A 24,283-nucleotide genomic window follows, 5' to 3' on the forward strand; every position below is an offset into this window, starting at 1 on the left:
ACGGTGGAACCCACGGTGGAGCCAACTGTTGAGCCGAGTGCTGAGCCGACTTTTGCTTTGTTTGCGCCTGCTATTGATGGCGTCACCGGGGTTGCAACCGAGGCTGGTGGAGTGGTTTCTGCGATGATGACAAATTTGCAGCCTGGCCTGACAGTCAAGTTTTTCCTGGGTGATGGCAAGAGGCTACTAGGTACTGCTGCCGCTGACGAAAGTGGCAGGATTGTTGCAGACTTGCTAATCCCTGCAGATACGAAGTCAGGCCACCATACGATTGTAGCGGTGATAGGAGACAAGAAAATTTCCGCCAAGATCCAGGTTGTTAAGCCTACGGCAAGCGGAGATACTGGACACCCGCATAAACTAGGTCCAAGTGTTGCGCCTAAACCCGAAGTGTCCCTTCCCGGAGGAACTTTGCCAAAGACCGGTGCGTCGCCTTACCAAGGAATGATGCTGATGCTGGTGATGCTGATTGCTGGAATGGCAGGTGTTGGGGTTTCGGCTGCTAGCCGAGGTACCAGTAGTAGATTCCGCCGCTAATAGTTAGTAGCATCCCGGCCGCGAAGGACATCCACCGCTCGAACTGGTGGAGTCCTTCGCGGCCGTTTGTTTCTGCAATAAACTCCCTAGTGATTCGCATTTTCCAGGCTGAGAAATCTGTTGCCCACGCCCAGTCCCGGATTGCGCCAATCATGATGAGCAGGCCTGCTCCCAGTAGCACATAGTAGAAATGTGTTTGCAGGTGGCTGAGGGCTTGCTCTAGGTATGGGTAAATATCAGGCATGACGGAATCCAGTTCCTCTTAGCGTTCTCTATTTGTTCTCTGAGTGTCTTTCCCGCGTTCTAGCGCAGGTGCGACAAGATGGCAGGGTCTTTAATCTTCTTGTCGTTCGCCAGCATGAGAGCCTTACTGACAATTTCAGCGGTCTTGGGGTCACTGTCCACGAAGGGGAGGAAGATGCGTCCGCGCTGCTGCGAATGGACGGGGAAGACTGGTAGCATTCCTCTGCCGGCAACGTGAATCACGCCGGAGCCTAGATGCATGGAGTATTGATGCAACTGTCCGTGAATAGTGACATGTGAACCCTCGATCTGATAGTTTTTGACGCCCAGCAGGCCCAGGTTGTGTTCGAGGATGCGGGTGCGTAGTTCTATCGTGGTGTGATTGAGCTCAGGATCAACCCCGCCCACGTGAGCGACTGAGACGACCAGGTCAAGATCGCGCATGGTTTCGCTGAAAATGAGAGGATCCAGCTCAGCCATGTTATAGGTTTTGCCGGTCTTATTATCTAAGAAGACGACTTTTTCGAAGCTGGGCGCTTCCACGTCGCCGGCGGTATACCAGTCAGCGTAAGAGTACAGTTCAATCCGCAGATCGCTATGGTGGTGGACTTTCTCGAAGCCTTCCTCGCCATTTAGCATCCAGCCGCGAGAGTTCAGCAAACCTAGGGTCTGGTTGACTGCAACCTGGTAGCCGGCGAAGCGTTGCGTGTATCCGTCCTGTTCACGTTCTTCCGCGGTCATGGTGTAAAGCTCACGGAAGACCTGCTTGAAGGGCTGAATAATTTCACGTTCCAGTAGCAGGTTCTGCCAGGCCACCCAGTCGTGTTCAAGCAGATCAACGGGATGGGCGACGCGGAGTTGTGCGTCCTCGGCCAGGCCTATCTCACCTTTGAGTCCTCCGAGCTTTCCGTCACGGAAGAAGCCGACCGTGCCGTTATGGATGAACAGGAGGTCGCGCATGAGAGCTGAAACGACCGGGACCGCGTCCAGTTCAGTAAGCGCTGACGGAGTGAAGGTTTCCCGTGTGCACATGGCGTCTTCCAGCATGGTGCGGGCCCGCCGGTACTGGGCTTTGAGTGCGGCCTTAACTGTTTTCAGCTCTTTCACGTAAGCGTTCTTGCTGATTTTGCCGGGCACGCTCTTAAGCTGCTTATCATCTTTTGAGACAATGATTTGCGGCTTCTCAGGCCTAGCCAGGTCGATGTGGATGAAGTAGTCGTCGACCTGGTGTGGGCTGAAGAACTCTGCTTGGCTTTGGGACAGTTTCGCTTCCATGCTCCAGGTGAAACGGTTAATGGACAGGCCCATATTGCGGGCTAGGTTGTTCATTGCGATGGAAACTTTGAGGGCTTCCGATGCGCGCCGTTGGGAACCGAATTTCTTTGATTCAGCGAGGAAGGATTGGAGTTTTTGGTACCTGTGTAACAGATCTTTTTCGCTGTCTCTAGACTTGCCCTTGCCGAGGGGGATGAGCCCGTATGCCAGTACCATCTCCTGATTTCGCTTGTCAGAGATCCGTGATTCAACTTCTTTGAATTTGAGTTTGCCGCGGACTGCGTCAGCGAAATATTGGGCGCGCTTGTGTTTGCCACCATCAGTAATGTACTTGGCGGCGTCGTAGAGTGCTTGGAAGTTCTTTTCTCCCAGCTCTTGATAGCTTTCTTTGAACCAGTCTAGGTCCATTTGCCCGTTCTCAAAATCAGTAAAATCAATGTCCGTGTAGCGGCGCACAATTAGTTTTTGCTGGTCGTTGAGGCTGTCGTTCAAATGGGTTTTGAAGAAGTAGGCGGCTTTCACTAGCCCCGGAATCTGCAAGTAGTTTTCCGCGTATTCGATGAAACGTAAATTGTAGACGCAGGCCTCTAGTAGTCGCTGGTCATCAATCTGATACTGCTTTACGAGTTCATTGAAACGTTCTTGGGTGAGGTCTTCTTCAGGCAGAGTTCGGGCAATAATCTTGGAGAACATTTCTTTCTTGCCTTCATGCCCCCAAGAATAGCCGCGCACGAAAGTCAGCTTGTCCATCTTGGAAAGGGTCTTCAAGAATACTTCCGCACCATAGAATGCGAACGCGTGTGAGACAGCCTCGGAATAAGGGGTGTCGGAATCGGTGCGGGCAATCTCAAACTCTACAAGATAGCTGATTGCAGCATGGTAGACCTCTTTTTGTTGATCCAGATAGGCTGGTTCCGTGTAGTGCGCGTACTTTACGGAACTCTCAGATTGGCTGACGTTATTTGAGAGCTCACGAACCAAAGTGGTGAGATGGGAGCTTGGATCCGAGGAAGTGTGGTAGTAGCTTCGACTATAGGTTTCATACTGATGCTCATCTAAGACCAGTGTGTAAATGAAATCGCGGCTAACTAACCCTAAATCCTCAAACAGGAAGAGTAAGTCAATATCGAATGGGTAGTTATGGTTTCGACATAGATCAACCAGATTCAGCACGATAGCAAAACTGAAATCAGGATGCTTACGGGCGGTTTCCACCCGTAATGCACGGTAGATTGGGTAGCGCAGATAGTCGAAGTAGATTGAACTTTCCGGCGTGATTTTCTGATCAGAATCATGAACCGGGAACGCTTCGCCCTTTTGTACCCTTTCACGTTCTTTCGCGATGTGGAAAGCAGTCACATGGCTGAAGAACTCTCCTGTCGCGGCATTCAAGTTATCCTCACCGCGTCGCATCTGTTCCATATTCAAGGTGTGTACTGCGTTCCGGATATAGTCATCGTGTTCGGGCTTACGGTCCGTCGCATACTTTGAAATTAGGCCGGTCAAGTCAGGCAGGTAACCGTGGGAGATTGCGTAATCAACCACGTCATCACTAAAACTGCGTCGGCTGTAGCTCTCATAGTCATCAATAATGGCTAACAGGTGCATGTAGAGGGCACACTCAGTGTCTGTGAGGGTGGTGGTGAGAGGCAGGAAATCCTCATAGAAACTGTATTTCGTGTAGTCCTTGTTATCCATCGTGGGGGCCAGACTTTGCATTTGTGTGAAGTCGTATCCTGCCCGGATACGGCGAGTGGAGCCATCATAGTGGACTATGGTTACTTCATCACCGTGATGAGAAGCAAAAACGTCCGCGCAGTCTTGAATAAATCTATCGAATTTCTCTAAATCAGCATGGAGAAACTCATCAATGTAGCTTTGCTTCCAGTTGAGTTCTGGGCGGGGAATCTCCGTGACCGGGGTGAAGAAAAGCTCTCGTTCCTCATGTGCGGGCTTTTCTTCGCCGAGGAGGACCGCCACCTGATCTTGTAGCGAGGTTTCAAACTCGATGCCGCGAATAAGCTCTTGCACTTGAGCGTACTGGGGCAGGTTTTTCACTACCTCATAGTTGTCGGTCAGGATCCCGATAGCGCCGTTGCGCTTGTTCTTATTGCGGGTAGACAGAGCAGCCTCTGCCACTTCCAGAATTGTGTCTGCGGGGGCTTCTTTCAGTAAAGTCGCCACATTATTGCGCACAGTGGAACCTTTTAGCCTCAGCAGGTCACCGAGGGTCAAGAAATCCCCATGACTCAGTTTCATCCCTGTATCTTGGATGATATTTAAAGCGGCATCGCTAATGCCGGTACCCACTGCAGATACCATAGCACTGTGTACTACCGGATGGTGCACTCGATGAGCCATGCCTTTGCTTCCGTGCCAGCTTACCCAGTATTTCGGGAAGACCGCATAAGCAGCCTCATGAAAATCATTAAGCTCATCTACGAGAGGTAAAATTGTTTCCGAGTATAATCTGCTGCTTTGATAAGCCGTGTAGGGGCTATCCCCCTCGCCAATCACCTGGTAAGCACGGGCGGTACCTTTCATCCCTGTCAGTAGTGGCAACACTGTTGAAAGAAAGTCACGCTTTTCCTCTACCGAAGTGAAAGTCAGCTGAGGAAGGTTAGTAAGCGCGGTCGCAGTCAGATTCCGGACTTGTGATAATTCCTCTTTAGTGCTGTAGGGAAGCTGCTGGATGCTTTGCATGAGTGCGGTGGGGATGGCTGCTGGCAGAGCAAGTTGAGCATTCTTCACCATGAACAAGGCGGCAATCTGCTGATGATGATCCCAACTAGTGAAACGTTGGCGAATTATTTCCAGTGCAGATTCAAGACTCTTACAGGCGATAGCGTAGAGGCCGAGGTAAAACTTGATGTAATTCTTCTCTTCCAAGAACTCTTCAGCTTTATCTTCCAGCAGGCATTCAATAGTCCACTCGGCCATCATGGGAATCGTTTTCCCGGAAAGCTCCTCAGACAAGCCAGTGAAAGTCAGGAAAGAACGCTTCACTGAGGAGAATCGAATTAGGTCCTCATCTTTCACAATTTTAAGGAAGAACTTGTACGTTTCCAAACTTCCGGTGTCAATGGTTTCGAGGATGCTCTGCCGTAATCCTTCAGACAGCTTCGCGGCACGCAGCAGTTTTGCCACCAGATCAAGGGCGCGAGGATGGCCCGACATGACCAATCCTTTCAACAGTGGACTGGAAACACTAGAGACGCCCTCGGCCTCAAAAATGCCCTGCTCAATCTTGTCAAGTAGAGCTTCGGGGTCCCGTGAAACCGGATTCTCTAAACCAGGCAAATCCAAATCTGGCGCCAAAATACCCGGCAGATAGTAGGCGGCTTCCGCAAACATGTAGTGCGAATCAAGTGGGTTCTTCCCTTGCGTGAAGAATTCCTCTAAGTTGAACCCTTCATGCTGGTAGATAGTGAAATGCTCCAACACTTCATATCGCGGCTGGAGGAAATGGAAGGGATTATCTGAATGATATGAGCGGCGCTGGTAGTAGTTTTGCTCCACGCTCAGGCGCGGACACAGGGCCAAATAGCGGTAATAGGCGTCCTGATAGTCAGCATTTAACCTAGAGTAGAGGAACTTGAAGGCAGGTAGGTCCAGCAGCTCTCGCGGGCTTTGTGGGTTCTTCTGGCGGTATTTGTCCTGCCAAGATACCTGACTGTTACGCCTGCGATGCCCGGTAGCTTCATCACGGGCTTCTTTGAATCCAGGGATCAAGTCCAAGGCCGAGTCGTCAAAAGAATCGTGTGACTCGCTGAGAAGTAGGAAATCTATCCACTGCTGTGCGTCAAAGTCAGCAGTTTTCGGTCCGGACTGCTCAAATAGGTGTTCCAGCCATTCCCTTTTGGAGAGGTAATAGTTGTATTCGGTAGCCATGTTGCTCCTTTAAGGTAATGCTGGACAGTGCAGCATGGGTTTAGTATCGGCCGGTCAAAAAGGTCAGTTTTAAGAGCACCAGACGGTCGTCTTCTGCTAAGGAAATCTTGGTATCTAAACCAATAATCTCCACATCGTTGAGGAAGATCTTCACCAATCCATCTTCCACCGCCTGCAGAGCAGCATCTTTGGCATCAGATAACACGACCTCCCCCTCGTTCTCGTGATCCCCGAACCATACTTTGCCGGTTTCTAGCATCCCTGCCAGCTCTGGCTGAGTCAGCGCTACGGTTTCGGGTTCCTCCCGGAAAGCTGCGACCTCGATTTTCACGAGGGTGCTAATCAAGTCGCGTAAAGTCTGGATTTCGGACGCCAAATAATATGGTACTTCGCTAAGCGGGCGAGTTTTCCCCAGCGACTTCTTAACGACCTTAATCCTCATTGACAGTCTCCTAACCTGTGTTGCCTCAAGTATAAAGGAGCGGCGGGACAATTAACCCCCCCCCTCCTCCCACAGTTGGAGATGATACTGTTTTCCTAGAGAACAACTTGGGTAATAAAAACCTGCCGAATCGGCGGATTCTAGTGGTGCTTGATGTTACACCTTGTGTTGCTTCGTGAAACCTTAGTTGTATGTTGCGCTATTGGTGTTGGCGGATAGTCCGCCACCACCAACCTAGGAGGAAAATGAACGGAGAGCTTTTAGCCTTTAATTCGGTCACTTTTGGGTACCGCAAAAATACCCCAGTCCTCAAGGGCTTATCGATGTCGATTGAACCGGGGACGCTCACTTGCATAGTGGGCAAGAACGGTGCTGGCAAGAGTACCCTGTTGTCCTTAGCAATTGGACGTTTCCGTCCGCAGTCCGGGCAGATTCGCTTAGATGGTCTGCCTCCACAGCGCTGGCAAGCTCGCTCTCGCGTTGGATACCTCCCCCAAGGTGCGGGATTCCCGCCAATGTTAACCGTTCATTTCATCCTGAAAATGGTGGCTAACTATAAGAAAACCAGTATTGCTCAGGAACCGATCATTGAAGAAATGGGATTGCTGCCCTACCTTGATAGGCGGTGCGGGTCTTTATCGGGTGGATGGACCCGCCGATTGGCCCTATGCTGCGCCTTGATGGGAGGTCCTCGTCTCTTGATCCTTGATGAACCGACAGTTGGCATCGATGTTGCCTGCCGGATTGATGTCCTTAATGCGATTACAGATTTCGTAGCAAATGACGGAGCAGTTCTTTGGACAACCCATATTGCAGAAGATGCTTTTTCGGTAGATTCTGATCTGCTGATTTTGCAAGATGGGGTCTGCCGTAACCTAGGTGCGTTCCGCGCTGCCGCAGATAGTGAGGAAGTCATTATTGAGGTCGTTAGTCGGCAAGCTATCGGCCCAGTCGGCACTTTTGTCCCCCGCCGCATCGGCGCGACCTGGCGTTACTTGGTTCCGGTTGATCAGAAAGAGGCGGTTTATGCTGCCCTGGTTGGTCGAGATTTACAACCCACTGTCGCCCTGCCGTCCGCTGAAGAGCTTCTAGCTAAAGCCCTGGAGGAGGCCGAATAATGCGTCTGTTAAAAATCATTGGGCACTCTTTCTTCGCCCAGCTAGCGCCGGTAATGCGCGCTTGGATTACCTTTACTCTAGCCACCTTATTGCCGGTACCGATGTTCTTTGGCCTTGGTCAGGGGGAAGACGCAACGGTTAAGGCCAGTTTGGCATTCGGATATGTGGTCATGTCTGTTATGAATGCGGCCTTGACGCAAGTTGCCTTAACAGTTAATGCCGACCGGACCTTCGCCTGGGATGGATGGGTGCGGACCTTGCCCGCCCCAGCTTGGCCTCGTCTCCTAGGACGAACTCTGGGGGTGTATGTTGTTGCCCTTGTCTCGACTATACCGATCGTGACTTTAGGGGCGATGACACAAACTTCTCCCTTGGCATATGTGTTGCGCTGCTTGGGTATCACCTTGGTGACGGCACTCTTGTTTGGTGCCATCGGCGCGATCCTCGGCCTTCTGGCCCGACCCGAATCCGTACAGAATGCTGCCGCAGCTATCTTCTTCGTCTTCGCTATGCTCGGTGGTGTTTTTACCGGCGGCATTCGCTATTCTTGGGTGCCGAAATGGATATTCGACTGGTTGCCATCGACTATTTCGATTCAGGTGATTATGAGCCCTACGCTTTTCACGGTCGGACGTGCAGTTGCGCTACTCGTGGTTCTGCTTGGGACTGTCGGTTTAGTCTCTCGGTACAGCAACGCACTGAAATACGACTAACTCGCCACTGATTATGAAGCTGCCCACGCAAACTTGCCTGATTCATGTTGGTGGTGCTGATCCCATTTGCTGAATCTTTCAGTAACCACGGACAGGGCATCTTCAACGCTATGGCAGGCTTTCAAATACAGGCCCAGATAGAACTTCACATAGTTCTTCTCCTGTAAATATTCTTCAGCCTTTTCCCCTAGCAAGCCCTCAAGTAGCCATTGGCCCAACAAGGGAATGGTTTTATCAGAGAGTTCATCGCTCAGGCCCGCAAAAGTCAGGAAAGCCCGTTTTACCGAAGAGAACCGGAGCAGATTCTCGGCTTGAATAATCTGCAGGAAATGCTTAAAGGTATCCAAAGAGCCAAAATCAATCACTTCAATAATGCTTTGTCGGAGACCCTCGGATAGTTTTGCGGCTCGCAACAGCTTATCAACCAGGAAAATCGCCCTAGGGTGCCCAGACATTATCAGGGCCTCAAGCAAAATATCGGAGAGTTGGGAGACGCCCTCGGCCTCAAAAACGCCCTGCTCAATCCGGTCCAAAAGACCTCCCTCTCGTTCTCATGATCTTCGAACCAGACTTTGCCGGTTTCAAGGCATCCCTGCCCGCACGAAACTGTGAATGGAAGGCGCGATTGCTACACCTGTGGTGGAGCTTAGCAAACAGACCTATCTTTGAGATTGCTCAAATTGGTGGGTAAATCTTTGGGCAGGGATTCGATTACTCGAACTGCTAACAGACCCTGGAGAGCAGCGTCCTTTTGGAATACCCCTTGTCCCTACGACGTAATAGCTGACGACAATTTTTTTCGAGTGTCCCTCACGTGCGGTAAATCGTGTTTACGCTGACGCTGCCTTGCTAGCATAGGCGGCGTCACAAGCGAATCTGAGATATCAGCATAAAACTGGAATGTGCTAAATCAGATAGTCATGGCTACCGAACTCAACTTAGGGTGCACTAAGTTATTCCTTGTAGTAGTGTGTCTGCGGATAGTGATGCGTTAGCCCGTAAACTAGTTTCGTATCCTTTTGCTTATTACTCTTTATTTTGGAGGATTCATGTCCCTGCATTTAAGGCGTGCCCTCGTGGCACTATCTGCCTGGCTTGTTGCTGTTACAGCCTTTGCTGTGGTGCCTCAAGTTATAGCGGCAACAAATATTGATGAAGAGATTACGTCATCGTCCGATAAATCTTGGCATTCCGTAATCGTGGTGATGCAGGCGCAAGACACTGCCGAAGGCCGTCCCGCTGTTACTGCAGATGAGAAAGCTGAGCACGTCGAGAGTCTAATCAGCATCGCGAAGAATAGTCAGAGTCGCGTCCTCGCCAAGCTAGCTGAAGCAGAAAAAGCTCAACTTGCCCAAGAGATTGAGCCACTTTACGTGGTTAATGCGGTTTCCGCCAAGGTGACGAAGGAAGTAGCTGTTGATTTAGCGAAGATCCCGGGCGTCGCTCAGGTCGTAGTCAACCAAAAGCTTGAGGCCTCCCCAATCATTGAAGATTCAGGGGTGACTCCCAATCAGTTTGGGTGGCGGAGCGCAGCTAAACATGTGCCTTGGAATCTGAAGCAGATCGGGATTTCAGAAGAACTCCAGGATAAGTATGCGGGTGAAGGCATCACCGTGGGGATCATCGATACCGGCGTGGACGCCTCTCATCCCGCGCTAGCGGGAAAGTGGCGCGGCCTGTCGGGTGACCCGGCTTTGAGCTGGCTAGACACAGTGGCGGGCTCTGCGCAGCCGGTTGATTCAACCGGGCACGGCACGCACGTGACGGGCAGCATCCTCGGCTCCGATCCTTCCGGGACGAGCCTCCTCGGGGTCGCCCCGAAAGCTAAGTTTATTGCCGCGCGCGTATTCGATGACCTTGGCGAAACGAATGATGCCCGCCTGCTGCAAGCCATGCAGTGGATGTTGGCCCCACGTGACAGCCAGGGTGTGCCCCACCCAGAAATGGCGCCTCGCATTGTAAATAACTCGTGGGGCAGTTCTTCCCAAAATACTTTGCTGCAAGACGCACTTAAGCAGTGGCGCAAGGCGGGGATTTTGCCCGTCTTCGCCGCCGGCAATGTTAATGAAGAAACTACGAATCGCCCAGGATCGATCGCCCAGCCCGCATCCTTCCCGGAAGCCTTCGCGGTGGGTGCATTGCGCAGTGACGATGTGATTGCAGACTTCTCTTTGCGGGGGCCCTCACAATTCACTGACCGGACGAAACCTGATATTTCTGCCCCCGGCGTCAATATTCGCTCCTCTTTCCTTAACCAAGAGATGAGGATTCTGTCTGGTACTTCAATGGCTGCACCGCAGGTCGCGGGGGCGGCTGCGGTAGTTCTGGGTGCGAACCCGAAGCTCACCATTGATCAGGTGGAAGAAGTCCTCAAGAAATCAGCTACGCCGCTCACCGACCCGCAGCACGTGGATACACCGAACCATACCTATGGTGTAGGTAAGGTAAACGTGGCTTTAGCTATTGACATGGCGCTACCTGAATCCGCGATTGGTTCAGTCGCCGGAAAGGTGTATGTGCGCGGCGTAGAAGCCGCGGCGCCAGTTATCACCCACTCTGCTATCCGAGTTTTCTATGCCTCCACCACTACCGATCTAACGGCTCGCGTCGCTGATGATACCGGAGTGCAAAGGGTCAAGGTCGAGGTAGTTAATTCGGACGGGCAGAAGCTCTCGCATGACATGAAACTGGTGGAAGGCACCAAACTTGACGGCACATATTCTTTCACTATGGCGCCGGGAACACTAAAGCCGGAGGATTCGTCTTATCGGATTTGTGCGCAAGATCGCGCCGATAAAGAATCTTGTACTGAGATGAATGCTTTTGCCCAGAAGCCTGCTGTTCAGGTCGGCTGGACTGAGGATTTTGAGATGGGAACTGATGGCTTTGAAATGGGCGGTGAAACCCCCATGTGGAAGTGGGGTAAGCCCGCTGATGCTTTGAATTCTGCTGCCTCCGGTGAGAAAGTAGTCGCGGTGGGGCTTGACGGAGAAGGCTACCAGGGAATCGATGATTCCACGCTACTGACCCCTCCGATTCATTTATCGGACACCGATAAGGCTGCGTTGACTTTCAAGCACTGGTACGACCTCGATAATTATGCTTTCGCCGACTATGACACGGCGGAAGTTTGGATCGGTGAGGTTAAGCCCCAATCTGGAGACATCGCTTGGGAGGAAAAGCCTCAGCTGCTGTTCAAGAATAAGCACACCGATTGGGAACGCGGCTATATTGAGCTATCAAAGTATGCGGGTAAGACGATTCGAGTCATGTTTGGTGTTCGTGGCGCCTGGAAGGCGGAACACCAAACGGGTGGCTGGTTCCTCGACGATCTGGCGGTAGAGCCGATTGTGAGCACCACGCTACCTAAGATTGAAAAGGACCTGTATCTCACTAAGTTTCCTGATGGGCGTACCAGGATTGATTTCACCCCGTTGAAAGAAGACACGGTGAGCGCCTACCGTCTTTATCGTGCCCATAATGACGGTGCTTTTGAGCAGATTCAGGAGCTGACCGGTCCTGATATTCAGAAGTGGATTATTGCTTTCTCTGACTATCCCACTCCGCAAACTGGCACCTACACATACTATGTGACCGCGGTGGCCGGAGACACGGAGTCGGAGCCCTCCAAGTTGCTTCAGCGTACCTTCACTAAGGGCACAGAGATTCATTCTTTCAACTTCGAGGATGGAGTGCAGGGATGGGCCTCTGAACCTGACCCTAAGGGGCGGGTTTTTGAGCATGGTATCCCGAGTGTTCCTGACGATCAGAATAACGGTAAGGCTCCTTCCAGCCGGCAGCAGGCCGGTAAGAATCCTGACAGTCCTAATGTTTTCGCGACTGTTCTCAATGATTACCGCAAGGCTAATTCGACCTATACGTTGACTTCCCCTGTAGTGGATTTGTCTGGTCATGATGACGTCACCTTGTACTGGCAACAATGGTTTAACACTCGGGGACGTAAGGGCTTCGATGAGTGGAGTTCCTATGATGACGATATTGCCCGTATCGAGGTGCGTCAGGGCGAGGGAGAATGGAAGACAATCTTCACCCTTGATGAAGCCAAGATTGACGAGGTAGATCCGGTCGATAAGAAGACAGCGCTACGGGTTAAGAACGCGTGGCATGTGGACGGAGTTCACCTACCTGCAGATAGTGTTGGGGCTGCAACTCAGGTTCGTTTCGTTCTCGAAACAGGATCTGAACTCTTCGATTTTGCGGGCGGCTGGTATTTGGACGACATCATGTTCGCTGATACCGCTAATGTGCAGATTCCACAGCCGCAGCCAACTGCGGAGCGAGCTCAGCTAGGGCTTTACCAGGGCGCTAATCTGACTTTGCCGACGGTCGATCGAACTACTTCGGTGGCAGTTGCTTTGCAGGAGGCTACTACCAATGACGCTTGGGTGCCAGCCCCTAACGGTGTCGTTGAACTGGTTGGTCGCGGCTCTCAGGTCGCTACCGAAGTGGGCTCTGGCGCCTACTCTTTGCAGGGGCGTGCAGGCAGCGTGACGGTACGGGCGCAAGCTCCCGGTTATAAGCCGAAGACCGAGGTCCTAGAGCTGGTTGACGGCAAGGTCGTGACGCAGGACTTCTACTTGGAGAAGGCCACTGAACAGGATGTAACTTTCACCGTGCAGGATAAGGAAGGTAATCCGGTCAGCGACGCGGTTGTCACCATCTACGAGAAGGGGAATAGGAAGCCCCTAACAGTCATGCCGGTGGGAGACTCCGTCTCAGTGAAGCTACTGCCAAATGACTATTCGGTCCGTGCGGGTGCTCCTGGATATATTGCGGTTGATCTTCCTTTCACCGTGGTTGACGGCGAGAACAGCTCTCAGATGATTGAGCTGGCTGCCGCGTCGCGCGACAGAGATCCCGAATGGGTCTCTTATGATTCGGGCAATGCGGATGCTGCGCTAAGGTATGAGGAGCGTGGTGGGACCGCTGCAGTGAAGTTTAATGCCAACCCGAAGGAGCATGTCGTCAAGGCTCGCTTCTTCGTTTTCAAAGCTCCCAAAGCCCAAGAGTTTGAGTGGGCTTTGTGGGATGATAATGACGAGGATGGGTTACCTGGAAAGATTCTGGTCGGCCCGCAGAAGATGCAAGTGGAAGCTGGCGTGGGCGGCGAATGGGTAGAAGTTACCATGCCGTACCCCGTTCCGGTTAAAGGCACCTACTATGTGTCCTATACCCAGCAGGTCGAGGGTGATTCCACTATCGCGCTGGGCGTTGATTCGTCGCTTAATAGCGATGGTCACAGCTTCAAGTTGCGCAACGACGCATGGGATTATTCTGAGGAGTATGGGCGGTTCATGATTAATGCTCAGGTCGCCCAGTTCAGCACGGTAATGCCTGAGCAGACTCCTGAGCCGACTGTGGAGCCGACTGTGGAGCCTACGGTTGAGCCGACGGTTGAGCCGACAACCGAGCCGAGTGTTGAGCCTTCTGTGGAAATGGTTTTGCATCGTGCCGAGGCGCCTGCTCCGGTAAAAGCTGCGTTCCGAGATGTGCTTGTTTCGCGGATGTTTGCTGGTGAGATTGCTTGGATGGCGTCTGAGAAGATTAGTACTGGTTATAAGGATGGGACTTATGGTCCGTTGAAGTCTGTGAATCGTGATGCGATGGCTGCGTTCTTGTATCGTGCGGCTGGTAGCCCGGCCGTTGATATTTCTAAGCCTGCGTTTAAGGATGTGCCTAAGAATAATCAGTTCTTTAAGGAGATTGCTTGGATGCGTGCTTCTGGTATTTCCACCGGCTGGGATGATGGTACTTATCGTCCGTTGGCGCCGGTCAGTCGTGAGGCGATGGCAGCGTTCTTGTACCGGTTCTGTGACCAGATGCCTGATCAATGTGCGTCGGCTATTAATCCCGATACTTTGGATGTTTCTAACGCTAAGGTGTTCAAGGATGTGGCTGGGAGTCAGTTTGGTCGTGAGATTACTTGGTTGGCTGCGGCTAAGGTGTCTACTGGTTGGGATGATGGTACGTTCCATCCTGGTGAGCCAATCCGTCGTGATGCGATGGCTGCGTTCTTGTACCGGCTGAAGCATAATCATTTAGCGCCGGCTCAGTAGGTATTTCGGTGCTTGTCTAGGTGCTTTGATTTACCGGCTTTGGGGTCGGGGTGGGAAGGGTTATTCTTTCCCGCCCCGACCCTAAACAAATTCTTTGCTAGATAAGTAATGCGCATTCTCCTGCTGCGCGCAGATCTTGCCAGCACACCCTCACCCTCGTCCCTCGTGCTGCGGGCGGATGGATGGCGTTGCAGTTGCGTATGGGTTTTGGCGGGAATTAGGTATGAATTGTTGTGTTTGTGGCGTAAACCCATACCCACATAGTGCTTCAGCTAAGAAACAGAAAACCCCGGAATATTAACTGTTGTTAAGATTCCGGGGAATGAACTGGATGTTTAGTGACCCAGTTGGATACACGGGGTTAGGTGGGTGCAAAACGAGTAAGGCTGGGTGCAGGTAGTTGCTTTTAGTACTACTTGAAAGATTGAAGGTTGCTCACCTTAGTAAAAGGTGAGCAACCTTCGTAGAATAATCCTGGTTAGACATTCAGGTTGCGTCGAAGCATAGCACCCTGCCAAATGACCAAGTAGTCCTCAACAATAGCTACATCACCCTGCTGAGATGCAAGCCCGCAGTTAATCAGCAATTCGGAGCGTTGCGGCGCGTCGGGCTCAGCAATGGATGTCCATTCTGGATCATCCATTGGGACACGCCAGTATTTGCCGTCGAAAAACTTATGAGACATAACATGAGCTGCTTCTTTGGGCGTGATCCGTTTATTGCGCTTGATTGATGTTGCAACAGAAGGTGTGAAGGCGTTGCCAACCATCTCAGCGATAGCACCATAAGTACACAGGATGCCAGCTTCAGCAACTGCATGAACGACACGGGCGATTTGTTCGCGCATGCCTTCTGGTTTTCCCATTGCCCTGACATTAACGCTTGTTCCCTCAGCAAGGTCTATATCGAGATTACCGTCTGGACCCAGTGTGACGAAGTATGGGCCGAATGGGACGCGGTCGATATCGGCATCTTCGATGAGTTTCGCAAGCTGATTAGTGGGCAAGCTCTTCCAAGCAGCACCATCACCTTGTTTCCAGTAAACCCCATCTTCTAGCAACCGATGACCTACGAGGCCGCTGTAAGCGGGAGCAGGAAGTAGTTGATTAGTTTTCTGCTCGCAGATATCAGGTTCAACCTGACACATCTAACTCTATAATCAAAATACTATTTGATTTGAGAGTTAGATGTAACCCTGTCACAAGGTTGTGTTTTAGCGCTTATTTTTTCCCGAGCGCAGTTACATAGACCTGCCGTTAAAGTCTAATACCCCACTCCCGCCCCGACTCACACACCATCAACTACGGATACATCAAGCCCTGCCCATCAACGGCTCAAGTGCGGATAACAACTCGCACGACAAAACCCTACAACACCAAATTGGGGCCAATTATATTAGCACAGTTGACCCATAACACAAAGAAGCCTACACTGTGGCTATCAGCATGCTCCGATATGAACCTGCAACTTTAGGAGTAGCAATGAGAACAAAATATTTGCAACGAATTTTGGTGGCAGTAGCGATTTCCACGCTAGCCACTGTTTCCATTGGCGGGGTTTCGCTCGCCCACGCCGCGACGAACGGGACTTACCGTTCGGCCTGCGAGCTATATAGTTATCGTCCTACCATCTCTGGTAGTACTATCACGGGGGTCGGTGGTCGCCATGGATGCAGTAACTCAGTGAAGTGGGTTGAAGTGTCTCTATGGCGTGACAACTGGGTAAAAGATACGCTACTGGCTAAACGTAGCAAAGGATGGGTAAATACAATTCAGCTGTCAGTTCAATCTAGTACTGGTCAAGCCGGCTCGGGTGCGTATGTTTATACTTATACCAAGTCTGCAACCGGTGCAACTAAATCCTCTTCCAATATCCAGTTGTAGTAGTTGCACCATGCTAGAGATCCGTAATCTGCATTTCTCATACCGAAATTTTCAAGCGCTCAATGGTATATCGACTACTGTTGGTTCTGGCGTCTATGGTTTGTTAGGACCCAATGGGGCAGGTAAGTCTACTTTGATGAAGTGTATCGTAGGTATGTTGCCATTACAAAACGGAGAGGTTTTCGTTAACGGTGACCCCATCGATAGCGCTAATGCTGAGTTTAAACGCATATTGGGCTATTTGCCGCAACATTTTGAGGTAATGGATTTCTCCTCGGTGGAGCGTAATCTTCTCTATGCTGCTTGGGCGCATGGTCTCAATCGAAGTGAGTGCTCAGCTGCTATTGCGAAGATTTTGCAGATTACGGATCTTGCCGATAAAAGGCAGTCTTTAGTGCGTTCTCTTTCCGGGGGAATGCGTCAGCGGTTAGGGATTGCTTGCGCGCTTGTTCACCGGCCGCGCATCGCGTTATTGGATGAGCCGACAGTGGGTTTAGATCCCCTTCAACGGGCGGGAATACGTAATCTGTTAGCCGAATTGGCAAAAGAATCTACTATTATTATCTCTACTCATTTAGTAGAAGATATCGCTGCAGTAGCTAACCGGGTAATGGTTATGAATGCTGGGCAAATTAGCTTCGATGGCACTGTTGACGATCTCGAAATATTAGGTCAGAAGAATCCGACTCCAGGGTTCAACACTTTAGAGTGTGGCTATCAGGCAGCGTTATCGTTAATCCCAAATCATGAATAAGTAAACGGCGATAAGAACATGATGAGTAAGCTCCTTTATCCACAGCGTCCTATACGATTATATGTGTTAGTTGGGCTAATCGCCATGATTTGTTTCATACAATCTTTTTTGTTGATACCGACATGGGCTGATCCTGATCTTCGGGTAATCATTCCTTATTTACGGGAAGAAATGGTATTGCCAAGTGTCGTCTTGGGATTTTTTGCTGCCATAATGCTGCAACCTCAAAACAGCCGTTCTGTCATTCTTGGTTCGATTACGGCATTGTCGCCTTGGCAAAGGATAAGACCATTCGCTATTACTCTATGGACAGGAGCTTTATTAGGGTCACTTCTAGGGTGGAGCTATATCCTGACTCGGGGGATGAATAATGGATGGCGAACGGTAGATTTATTACCCCTTTCGGTACTGTTTATCTCTTTGTTCGCTTGCTCAACTTTAGCCATGGTCTTTGCAAGCTTGACGCCAGGGAAATCGAAACTAGTATTAGCGCCTTTGTTAACTGTACTAACCGTTTTCGCTCCCGTATTCATTAACCGGATTGTTTTAAATAATACCGGTCTGTCAAGTATTTCATTGGGATTTATCTGGGGGGATAATTTCGTAAGTTATCCCAGTGATTTTGTAGTTTCAACTGAGTTAATTCGTGCTACCTATTTCCTGTTGCTGGGCTTATGCGGATTCTATGCACTTATAAAGACTAACGTTTATGCAATATCGGGGCGGAAAACATTTGCTATTCAAGGGATGGCTTTTTTCATTCCCCCACTACTTGTTTTCGCCTCTACTATCGCAATGTCTCCGGTGGTTGTCAAATACTATGAGGGCCCAGAAAGTTGTGTAGAAGTTGGGCAGCAAAACCTTTGTCTGCCGGTAGCTCAATCTAAACTTTTACCTCGGCTTAAAAAGCAGTTTACTGATTATTTTGCACAGCTACCTGATGGATGGATTAAACCAGGTCAAACAATTGGGCTTTCTTCCGGAACCTTCAACGAACTCACTTTATTTAACCCCGGTTCTTTTTCTACCTTAGAAGAGTGGGAAGCGCGTTCTTTTACCAACAGTGTTCACTCACTATTCATAGTCCCTGGTCGAAGTGCTCAAGCCTGCGAAGAAGGCGAACTAACCACAACAGCAATCAACTCGATCTTAATACGAGCGAACCTACCAATGGAAACAACAACGGCCTTCAACATAGAAACCGGACAAGAAGTTGAACATACCATCACCGTCGAAGATGACCCGAATCTTGCTTTCTTAGTTAAACTTCCAACGTCCCGATACCACGAATGGTTACAAAATCACCGAAAGGTGATTAGTGAATGCAGATTAACCAAGGACATGTTCAAATGACAGCCCGACCTGGTTTTATATATCCCACGATAACCACTTTTCTCTTGTGGTTAGTATCTGGCTACATTTCAATTACATTCCATAATTCTCTATTTTACTTACCCAATGGCTCATCTGGCTTCGTTGTTCCTATCCGACCTGCTTACATTGCTGTTTTAACTTTTAGCTGGATTGGACTACTTAGTTTCATGCCACGTATGCCTTGGATCGAACTAAATACTCCACGAAGATTCCGGGTAAGGATTCTCATGCAAATCATCTATCTTTCATCCTTAATACTCACAATTATCCCGCTAGGCCTTTTCTTCGAGAGACTTATTAATCCTGTCGATAATAATGCGCCCCACGAACGAGTAAGCCTCATTCAGCATTTTATGTTCAGCGGCACCCAAGGAGTGATCATCCTCAGCCTTACTATGATCACTATTGCCTTAATCGGCTACAAATACGGTAGACTCACCACGCCATTATGGGTACTTATATACTGGCTAGGTCAGGCTAGTGAACTGCTTTATTGGTTACCAGGAGGATCATTTCGATTCTTCGAAGACACCGTAGCTTTTGCAACTGCATTTACTATCTTGCTCTGGAGTATCGCAACTTTCATGTACACCCATACTTACAGAGGAATAAAACCCCTACTGCGCGAGGCACAGTAAAACCGCAGTAACTTTTGATGTAGGTTCTGTAGGTCAAAGATCGCCAACTACTATCCATCTGATAATCGGTCTATCTGCCAATCAAGTAGATGTACGAAGTTCAATGTGCATGCAATGTATTTCACGCTCATGAGGGCACTTATCTGATCGTAGTGTAATTGACGAAAAATGCATGGTCTGTTGCTTGGTAGCGTCTTTTCGATATAGTAAACTGAAACTGTAATGTGGGTCACTCTTAGAAAAGGAAATACTATCTTCACTTGGAACCTGGGAGTTAACCCCTAGGGCGGGTTTCTAGTCACTGAGCTTTGGGGCTCTCGCACATACGCCCCCGGGCACCACCCAATCCGGATGGGTCGCAGATGAACTTATTAGGGAACACCTGTGGGTTAATTGTGGATCTTCCTCGTTTACATCGTGTCAACGAGGTAACATTGCTCTCAGCATGACTAGACTTTGATCGTGATGTGCCGTCGTAACATTGATTATGTTGCCGTTTTCGCGATATGCTAGCCAGCACTATTACCGGCTTTTGGGCTATTCTTATCTGCTGTTCCAACTCACCCTCGAAGGTTCGCCTCAGCAGCGCTTGTATTGTTTCGTTCCCGGTGCCCGTATGCCTCTACGCACTTGAGTTGTACGAGTTTGATGAACGGCTGCTTTTGGCAGTGTGGTAGACCTTGCGCAAGCTAGAGGTGTGCTTACAGGTTGACGTGGGACATGTGCTAGGTGAACTCCGTTCATTCACACCCCCTAACAATACTGGTCGTCAGGGGCAATGAACCGCCGTGCAGTATTGCTTACGCAGAAACTTGCCAAAACGCAGTCGCGCTCCTCAGAGAATTCTGTGAAGCATTACAAAAAGATACACGATGGCCGTTTACCTGTGTGAGTGGCCACTGAGATCCTCTTCTTCTGCGTACAAATGGGCAGACGTACACCAGTGGCGGTGTCTAAATTCCGCTCGCCTCGACTCCTGCAACACCAGATACGACCATCAGAGCCAGATAAGGCTCCTTATCTCGATCGAAAACCCCATATCTGTGATCCCTACGGTTGCTCCTACGCGGATTTCACTTGAAAGCCTAAGCCGATAACAACATCCGCGCACACACCTTAGACGCAAGCGTGCCATCCACCAAGAGGACTCATAACAGGCAAGATTTATAACCACGCTTCGAGGGTGCATCTCACTGGCACAAGAAGGAACTAGTGGCGTGCTCCGGTGACTGGACAAAAGTGCGGATCGAAGTGATCATCGTCGGCCCAGGTGTCGACCAACAGCCGAGTAGGATCAAACTTCAAGTCGAGCATCCGAGCAAGTACGACGATGCTGCCTTGTCTGGGCAAGAACTCCGCCGCAAGCTCGGCGGCGGCCAATGGGAATCCACCAGTTTCGATACTGCTGTTGACCTGCGAGCGCTCGACGACTCCTACCGTGCGGCAGCGCGCATTCTCTCACCAGCACTCGCCACAGCTTATGTGCAGCACCTTGCCCCTGGGGATGAGGAAGACGACCTACTCGAAGCCCAAATCACCGTTTCGGCTCTGAGCTTGGTACCTGAGATTGTGGCCACCATCGAAGAAGAAGCCGACGGGATCTCCCGCAAGTGGCTGACCGACACGCGCGTGGAACGCAAGAACCTCACCGACGAACAGCAAGCCGAGTACGACCGGCTCGAAGGCATGTTCCTGTCACCAGAGCGCATCCTGCTGACCGTGCCACACAAAGCGCAAGCTGAGACCAAAGAACGCGACACTGACGGCACCGAGCGGGACCTACCCACAAGCACAACGCACCTGCTTACATCGGACAATGGCACCTACCCGCTGAACCTCAATTACTGGGAGCAGCGTGTGCTGGCTGCCGAGGAGAAACGCCCTGGTTTTGTTGGTTGGTACCGCAACCCTGACCGGGCTGTGAAAGAGTCACTGGCGATTGCTTACGAAGATAACCATTCGTGGAAGGCTCTGCGACCGGACTTCTTGTTCTTCACAGAAACTGCGAACGGCGTTGTTGTTGATATTGTCGACCCACACGGTACCCATCTATCCGATGCGCTGCCGAAACTCAAAGGGTTAGCTCAGTTCGCTGAGAACTACGGAGGGGAGTTCAGGCGCATCGAATCCGTAGCCGAGCCGGACGGGAAACTCCGAGTTCTCGATATGGGCAAAGCCGCTGTACGTGAGGCCATCAGGCAGGCTGTCGATGCGAAGTCTCTCTACGCATCCGACCTCGCCTACGACTACCAATAAACACATCAAAAGAAAGAGGATAAGTCACGGTTAGTCGGCCAATTATTAGGGCAGACAGCAAACCTTTTAGTGCAGGCCGTACTTTTTGACGGAAGCCCAAACAATTTGACGCTTCACACCGTCATGGCCTTCAGCACGCACTGAAACTGTCGGAACTGCCTACTCTGGGCCACCAAACAGTCCGCTTTGCACCACCATCCAGCACGTGCCAACCATCAGAAACCCGCGCTCACAAGCAAAAACACCCATCTCGATTCACCGCCCAAACTCGCCGGGCTTTGTATCAAAATGGGTGTCTAACTGGAGCCCCCTACCGGGTTCGAACCGATGACCTGCTGTTTACAAGACAGCTGCTCTACCAGCTGAGCTAAGGAGGCGCCCGTTCAGTGTGCCATAGGTGCCAGCGCGCTGGCAAGTGGAGTGTTGAAACTCACCGCTTCTCTCTGTGAGTCTGGTTCTTAGAAGCAGAGGGTAACTCTATAGGTCGTGGGGCTGTGGTGGCATTTCTTGGAGGCGGGGTCGTTTAGCCCGGACCTCGTCACCGCTGGAAACGCCTTTGATGCGTCGCCCCACCCACGGTTTTACGTCCCTGCGTAGCCATTCGAAATCGTCTCGGAAACCCTGCTGGACTTGCGCCCATCCCGCAGGAATCGCCTCGGAGATGGGTACTTCGCTGGGGATGGGGTCTTCGCCGAGGGGGAGCGGCCGAGAATCCTCGTTAATGCGTGCCTCTAATCCCAAAGCATGAAGCGCTTCGCGGGCCATAATTTCATGGCCGGTGGAAGTCAAATGAATCCGGTCCGCCGCCCAAGCCGGCCAAGTCTGTAAAGCCTGCAAACCCCACTGGTCGGCCACATAACAGTCGTAACGGTGAGCAATCGACCAAATATAGCTATTAAAAACACTGGCTTGCCCGCGGGTTGCTGAGAGCAGGCGGGAACCTCCGCGCGGATTACTGCTGACCACCAAGAGCACCTCGCAGCCAGCGTGCCGGGCGCGAGAAACCGCCTCCTCCAACAGTTCCGCTACCGTATCCGGAGTCGCGCCGGGGCGAAGCATGTCGTTTCCGCCACCCACAATCGACAATAAATCGGGCAGCATCTCAATCGCTGGATCCAACTGTTCCGCCACAATCTGATGTAAAAGTTTGCCCCGCACCGCCAGATTAGCGTAGCGAACCGGCGGTAAATCCTCGTCCACTCGGATCCGAGAAAGTTTACTGGCCAGACGGTCCGTCCAGCCCCGATACTCGCCCACCGCGCTCTCGGCCAAGTGCGGGTCGGAAGCCCACGGGTCCATCATGCCTTCGCTGAACGAATCCCCAATCGCCACATAGGAGCCAATTTTGCTGATATCTAAAGGCTTAATCATGGAAGTCTCCAATCTACTGGGCTGGCACCCATTTCGGTTAGATGCTGATTAGCGTGCGAAAATGGCTTCGAACCGAAGAAACCTCGCGAAGCTGACAGGGGTGAAGGGTGTGGGGATTTAATAATTGCGGTATCAGTCAGGCGGGGGATTAGCTGCTGCGCGTCGCGGCCCCACAAGATCGCCACCAGTGGTTTCTGGCGGGCTACGAGGGCGTCAATCGCCGCGTCGGTGATTTGCTCCCAGCCGCGTTTACGATGGGAGGCTGCCGCGCCCGGCTGCACTGTCAAAACCCTGTTGAGCAGCATGACTCCCTGCTTACTCCAGGGGGAAAGATCGCCGCTAGTGGGGCGTTCCACCCCTAGGTCAGAGACCATCTCAGTGAAAATATTTTGCAAAGAGCGGGGAATCTCAACGCCCGGCTGCACGGAAAAACTCAAACCCATGGCGTGCCCCGGAGTGGGGTAGGGGTCCTGCCCCACAATCAGCACTTTTACATCAGCTAAAGGATAGGTGAACGCCCGAAAAACGTCACGCCCCTGCGGTAGGTAGCCCTTTCCGGCGGCGTTTTCAGCCCGTAGCATCTGGCCCATCGCGCGAATCTGCTCGGCCTGTGCAGATAGTGCTTCAGCCCAGTCGGGTGCCATCACGTTAGCTAATGAGGGGTTTTCCATACCTCTAGTCTAACCCGGGGAAGTACCCAAGATGGGCTGACGGTTGCGACACACGGCCAGATTCCGGCGGCTTGGCACGGAAATATGCCGTAACCTAGAGGGGTGAATGAAGAACAATATCCCGCAGATGAGTTTGATGTGACCGAGGGTGCGCACCCGCGCGGCGTGCATCGCGCCCCCGAACCGTGGTGGCGCTGGATGCTACCTTTCTTGGTGGTGCTGATCGCTGTTCCCGCCCTTGCGTGGGGAGCCATGTACCTTTTGTCGCCTTCGACTGTGCCGCCGCAGGCCGGGGGAACCGCCTCAACTCCTGAGGTGACTGCGGAAACTGTAGAAGCTGTGAAGAGCGTGGAAACCCCTGAGACTGGCACAATGGAAAAGCCTGAAGCGCAGGCCCCTGCCACTGAGGAGCAGCCGGCACCAGCTCAGCCGTCAGCTGAGGTGAAAAAGGATACGAAGGTTCGGGTTCTCAACGGCACCGGCAAGCGCGGTCTAGCTGCCAACGTGGTGAAGAAACTCTCCGATAACGGTTTCAAACAGGGTGTGGGAGAGAACGCTAAAGGATGGGCCTCACGCACATCAGCTGTTTACTATCCCAATGACGACCTGAAGGCCACTGCTGAAGAAATCGCTAAGACCCTCAACATTAACGCCGTGAAGGATTATAAAGACGGTAACAAGGGTGAGGTTGTCGTCCTGTTGCGTAACGACTTTAATCTCTAGGAGTTTAGAATCTGAGAGGAGCGGCTACCGCCGGTGAAAGCTGGCAGGTAGCCGCTTCTTAATTTGGTCACGTGATGAGAGGTGACCTACGTGTCGGTTTTATTCCCGGCAGGTTAAGCCTGTTCGCCAACAGGATACCGTTTGCACTCACAGGGTGAGAGTGCCAAACTTTACTTAGCACTCAAAGCCTATGAGTGATAACCATCGGGGTTTTCGTGAGGCTGTGTCAGCTGTGCGTGACGTGAACGCACAATCTGCCAGTCGTCCGTCGCGGGCATGGAAATCCCACACAAACCGCACTGCGGAGGGACCAATCA

General features: G+C 51.4%; 17 protein-coding genes and 1 tRNA gene. 10 read left to right on the forward strand and 8 right to left on the reverse strand.

Translation table 11 applies throughout. The features are described 5' to 3' along the window. A partial coding sequence (locus tag BM477_RS08490; RefSeq protein ID WP_222842299.1) for a hypothetical protein occupies positions 1 to 537 on the forward strand: 537 nt, incomplete at its 5' end. On the opposite strand, the gene BM477_RS07960 is transcribed toward BM477_RS08490, so the two are convergent. The 3 genes from BM477_RS07960 to BM477_RS07970 are packed head-to-tail and all read right to left on the reverse strand — an operon-like array spanning position 503 to position 6,388. Continuing rightward, positions 503 to 781: a hypothetical protein gene (locus tag BM477_RS07960; protein WP_075362139.1), complete on the reverse strand. Its 279-nt coding sequence runs from the start codon at positions 779 to 781 to the stop codon at positions 503 to 505. The two genes, BM477_RS08490 and BM477_RS07960, sit on opposite strands and share 35 nt — an antisense overlap. Before the next feature lie 59 nt (positions 782 to 840). Beyond that, complete coding sequence (locus tag BM477_RS07965) at positions 841 to 5,946, reverse strand: DUF4132 domain-containing protein (RefSeq protein ID WP_075362140.1); 5,106 nt, start codon at positions 5,944 to 5,946, stop codon at positions 841 to 843. Positions 5,947 to 5,986: 40 nt separating this feature from the next. Then, positions 5,987 to 6,388 carry a hypothetical protein gene (locus BM477_RS07970; RefSeq protein ID WP_075362141.1) on the reverse strand — a complete coding sequence of 134 codons (402 nt, stop codon included), beginning with the start codon at positions 6,386 to 6,388 and terminating at the stop codon, positions 5,987 to 5,989. Positions 6,389 to 6,633: 245 nt separating this feature from the next. Between BM477_RS07970 and BM477_RS07975 the strand changes: the two genes are divergently transcribed. Beyond that, positions 6,634 to 7,506 carry an ABC transporter ATP-binding protein gene (locus tag BM477_RS07975; protein ID WP_075362142.1) on the forward strand — a complete coding sequence of 291 codons (873 nt, stop codon included), beginning with the start codon at positions 6,634 to 6,636 and terminating at the stop codon, positions 7,504 to 7,506. Beyond that, entirely contained in the window at positions 7,506 to 8,219 is a 714-nt protein-coding gene (locus BM477_RS07980) for a hypothetical protein (RefSeq protein ID WP_075362143.1), read from the forward strand. The genes BM477_RS07975 and BM477_RS07980 overlap by 1 nt, the downstream gene beginning before the upstream one ends. 11 nt (positions 8,220 to 8,230) lie before the next feature. Here BM477_RS07980 and BM477_RS07985 read toward each other — a convergent pair whose 3' ends face one another. Next, positions 8,231 to 8,752, reverse strand: coding sequence for a DUF5724 domain-containing protein (locus tag BM477_RS07985; RefSeq protein WP_075362144.1), 522 nt, complete (start codon positions 8,750 to 8,752; stop codon positions 8,231 to 8,233). Positions 8,753 to 9,268: 516 nt separating this feature from the next. Here BM477_RS07985 and BM477_RS07990 point away from each other — a divergent pair. Further along, positions 9,269 to 14,296, forward strand: coding sequence for a S8 family serine peptidase (locus tag BM477_RS07990; RefSeq protein ID WP_075362145.1), 5,028 nt, complete (start codon positions 9,269 to 9,271; stop codon positions 14,294 to 14,296). 478 nt (positions 14,297 to 14,774) lie between these two features. On the opposite strand, the gene BM477_RS07995 is transcribed toward BM477_RS07990, so the two are convergent. Continuing rightward, on the reverse strand, positions 14,775 to 15,443 hold the full coding sequence (locus tag BM477_RS07995; protein WP_075362146.1) for an LLM class flavin-dependent oxidoreductase: 669 nt from the start codon (positions 15,441 to 15,443) through the stop codon (positions 14,775 to 14,777). Between the two features lie 334 nt (positions 15,444 to 15,777). On the opposite strand from BM477_RS07995, the gene BM477_RS08380 reads away from it, so the two are divergent. The 5 genes from BM477_RS08380 (at position 15,778) to BM477_RS08020 (ending at position 21,201) form a co-directional block, all read left to right on the forward strand. Further along, positions 15,778 to 16,179, forward strand: coding sequence for a hypothetical protein (locus BM477_RS08380; RefSeq protein WP_075362147.1), 402 nt, complete (start codon positions 15,778 to 15,780; stop codon positions 16,177 to 16,179). A gap of 10 nt (positions 16,180 to 16,189) precedes the next feature. Continuing rightward, the gene (locus BM477_RS08005; protein WP_075362148.1) at positions 16,190 to 16,933 is read left to right on the forward strand and encodes an ABC transporter ATP-binding protein; all 744 of its coding nucleotides are present in this window, start codon (positions 16,190 to 16,192) and stop codon (positions 16,931 to 16,933) included. A gap of 18 nt (positions 16,934 to 16,951) precedes the next feature. Then, complete coding sequence (locus BM477_RS08010) at positions 16,952 to 18,286, forward strand: hypothetical protein (RefSeq protein ID WP_143230263.1); 1,335 nt, start codon at positions 16,952 to 16,954, stop codon at positions 18,284 to 18,286. Between the two features lie 248 nt (positions 18,287 to 18,534). Beyond that, the gene (locus tag BM477_RS08015; protein WP_075362150.1) at positions 18,535 to 18,945 is read left to right on the forward strand and encodes a hypothetical protein; all 411 of its coding nucleotides are present in this window, start codon (positions 18,535 to 18,537) and stop codon (positions 18,943 to 18,945) included. Positions 18,946 to 20,283: 1,338 nt separating this feature from the next. After that, positions 20,284 to 21,201: a hypothetical protein gene (locus BM477_RS08020; protein WP_143230264.1), complete on the forward strand. Its 918-nt coding sequence runs from the start codon at positions 20,284 to 20,286 to the stop codon at positions 21,199 to 21,201. Positions 21,202 to 21,502: 301 nt separating this feature from the next. Here BM477_RS08020 and BM477_RS08025 read toward each other — a convergent pair. The 3 genes from BM477_RS08025 to BM477_RS08035 all read right to left on the reverse strand — a co-directional run bounded on the left by BM477_RS08025 (position 21,503) and on the right by BM477_RS08035 (position 23,243). Then, positions 21,503 to 21,578 (reverse strand) — tRNA-Thr (locus BM477_RS08025). A 100-nt stretch (positions 21,579 to 21,678) separates the two neighbouring features. After that, positions 21,679 to 22,572, reverse strand: coding sequence for an SGNH/GDSL hydrolase family protein (locus BM477_RS08030; RefSeq protein ID WP_075362152.1), 894 nt, complete (start codon positions 22,570 to 22,572; stop codon positions 21,679 to 21,681). Next, complete coding sequence (locus tag BM477_RS08035) at positions 22,569 to 23,243, reverse strand: uracil-DNA glycosylase (RefSeq protein ID WP_075362153.1); 675 nt, start codon at positions 23,241 to 23,243, stop codon at positions 22,569 to 22,571. Before BM477_RS08035 ends, BM477_RS08030 begins: the two co-directional genes overlap by 4 nt. A 102-nt stretch (positions 23,244 to 23,345) precedes the next feature. Between BM477_RS08035 and BM477_RS08040 the strand changes: the two genes are divergently transcribed. Continuing rightward, a complete protein-coding gene (locus BM477_RS08040) occupies positions 23,346 to 23,966 on the forward strand; it encodes a LytR C-terminal domain-containing protein (protein ID WP_075362154.1) in 621 nt (206 codons plus the stop codon). The last annotated feature ends 317 nt before the right edge of the window (positions 23,967 to 24,283 follow it).

Source organism: Boudabousia marimammalium (genome assembly GCF_001936115.1).
GTDB classification, from domain to species: Bacteria; Actinomycetota; Actinomycetes; order Actinomycetales; family Actinomycetaceae; genus Boudabousia; species Boudabousia marimammalium.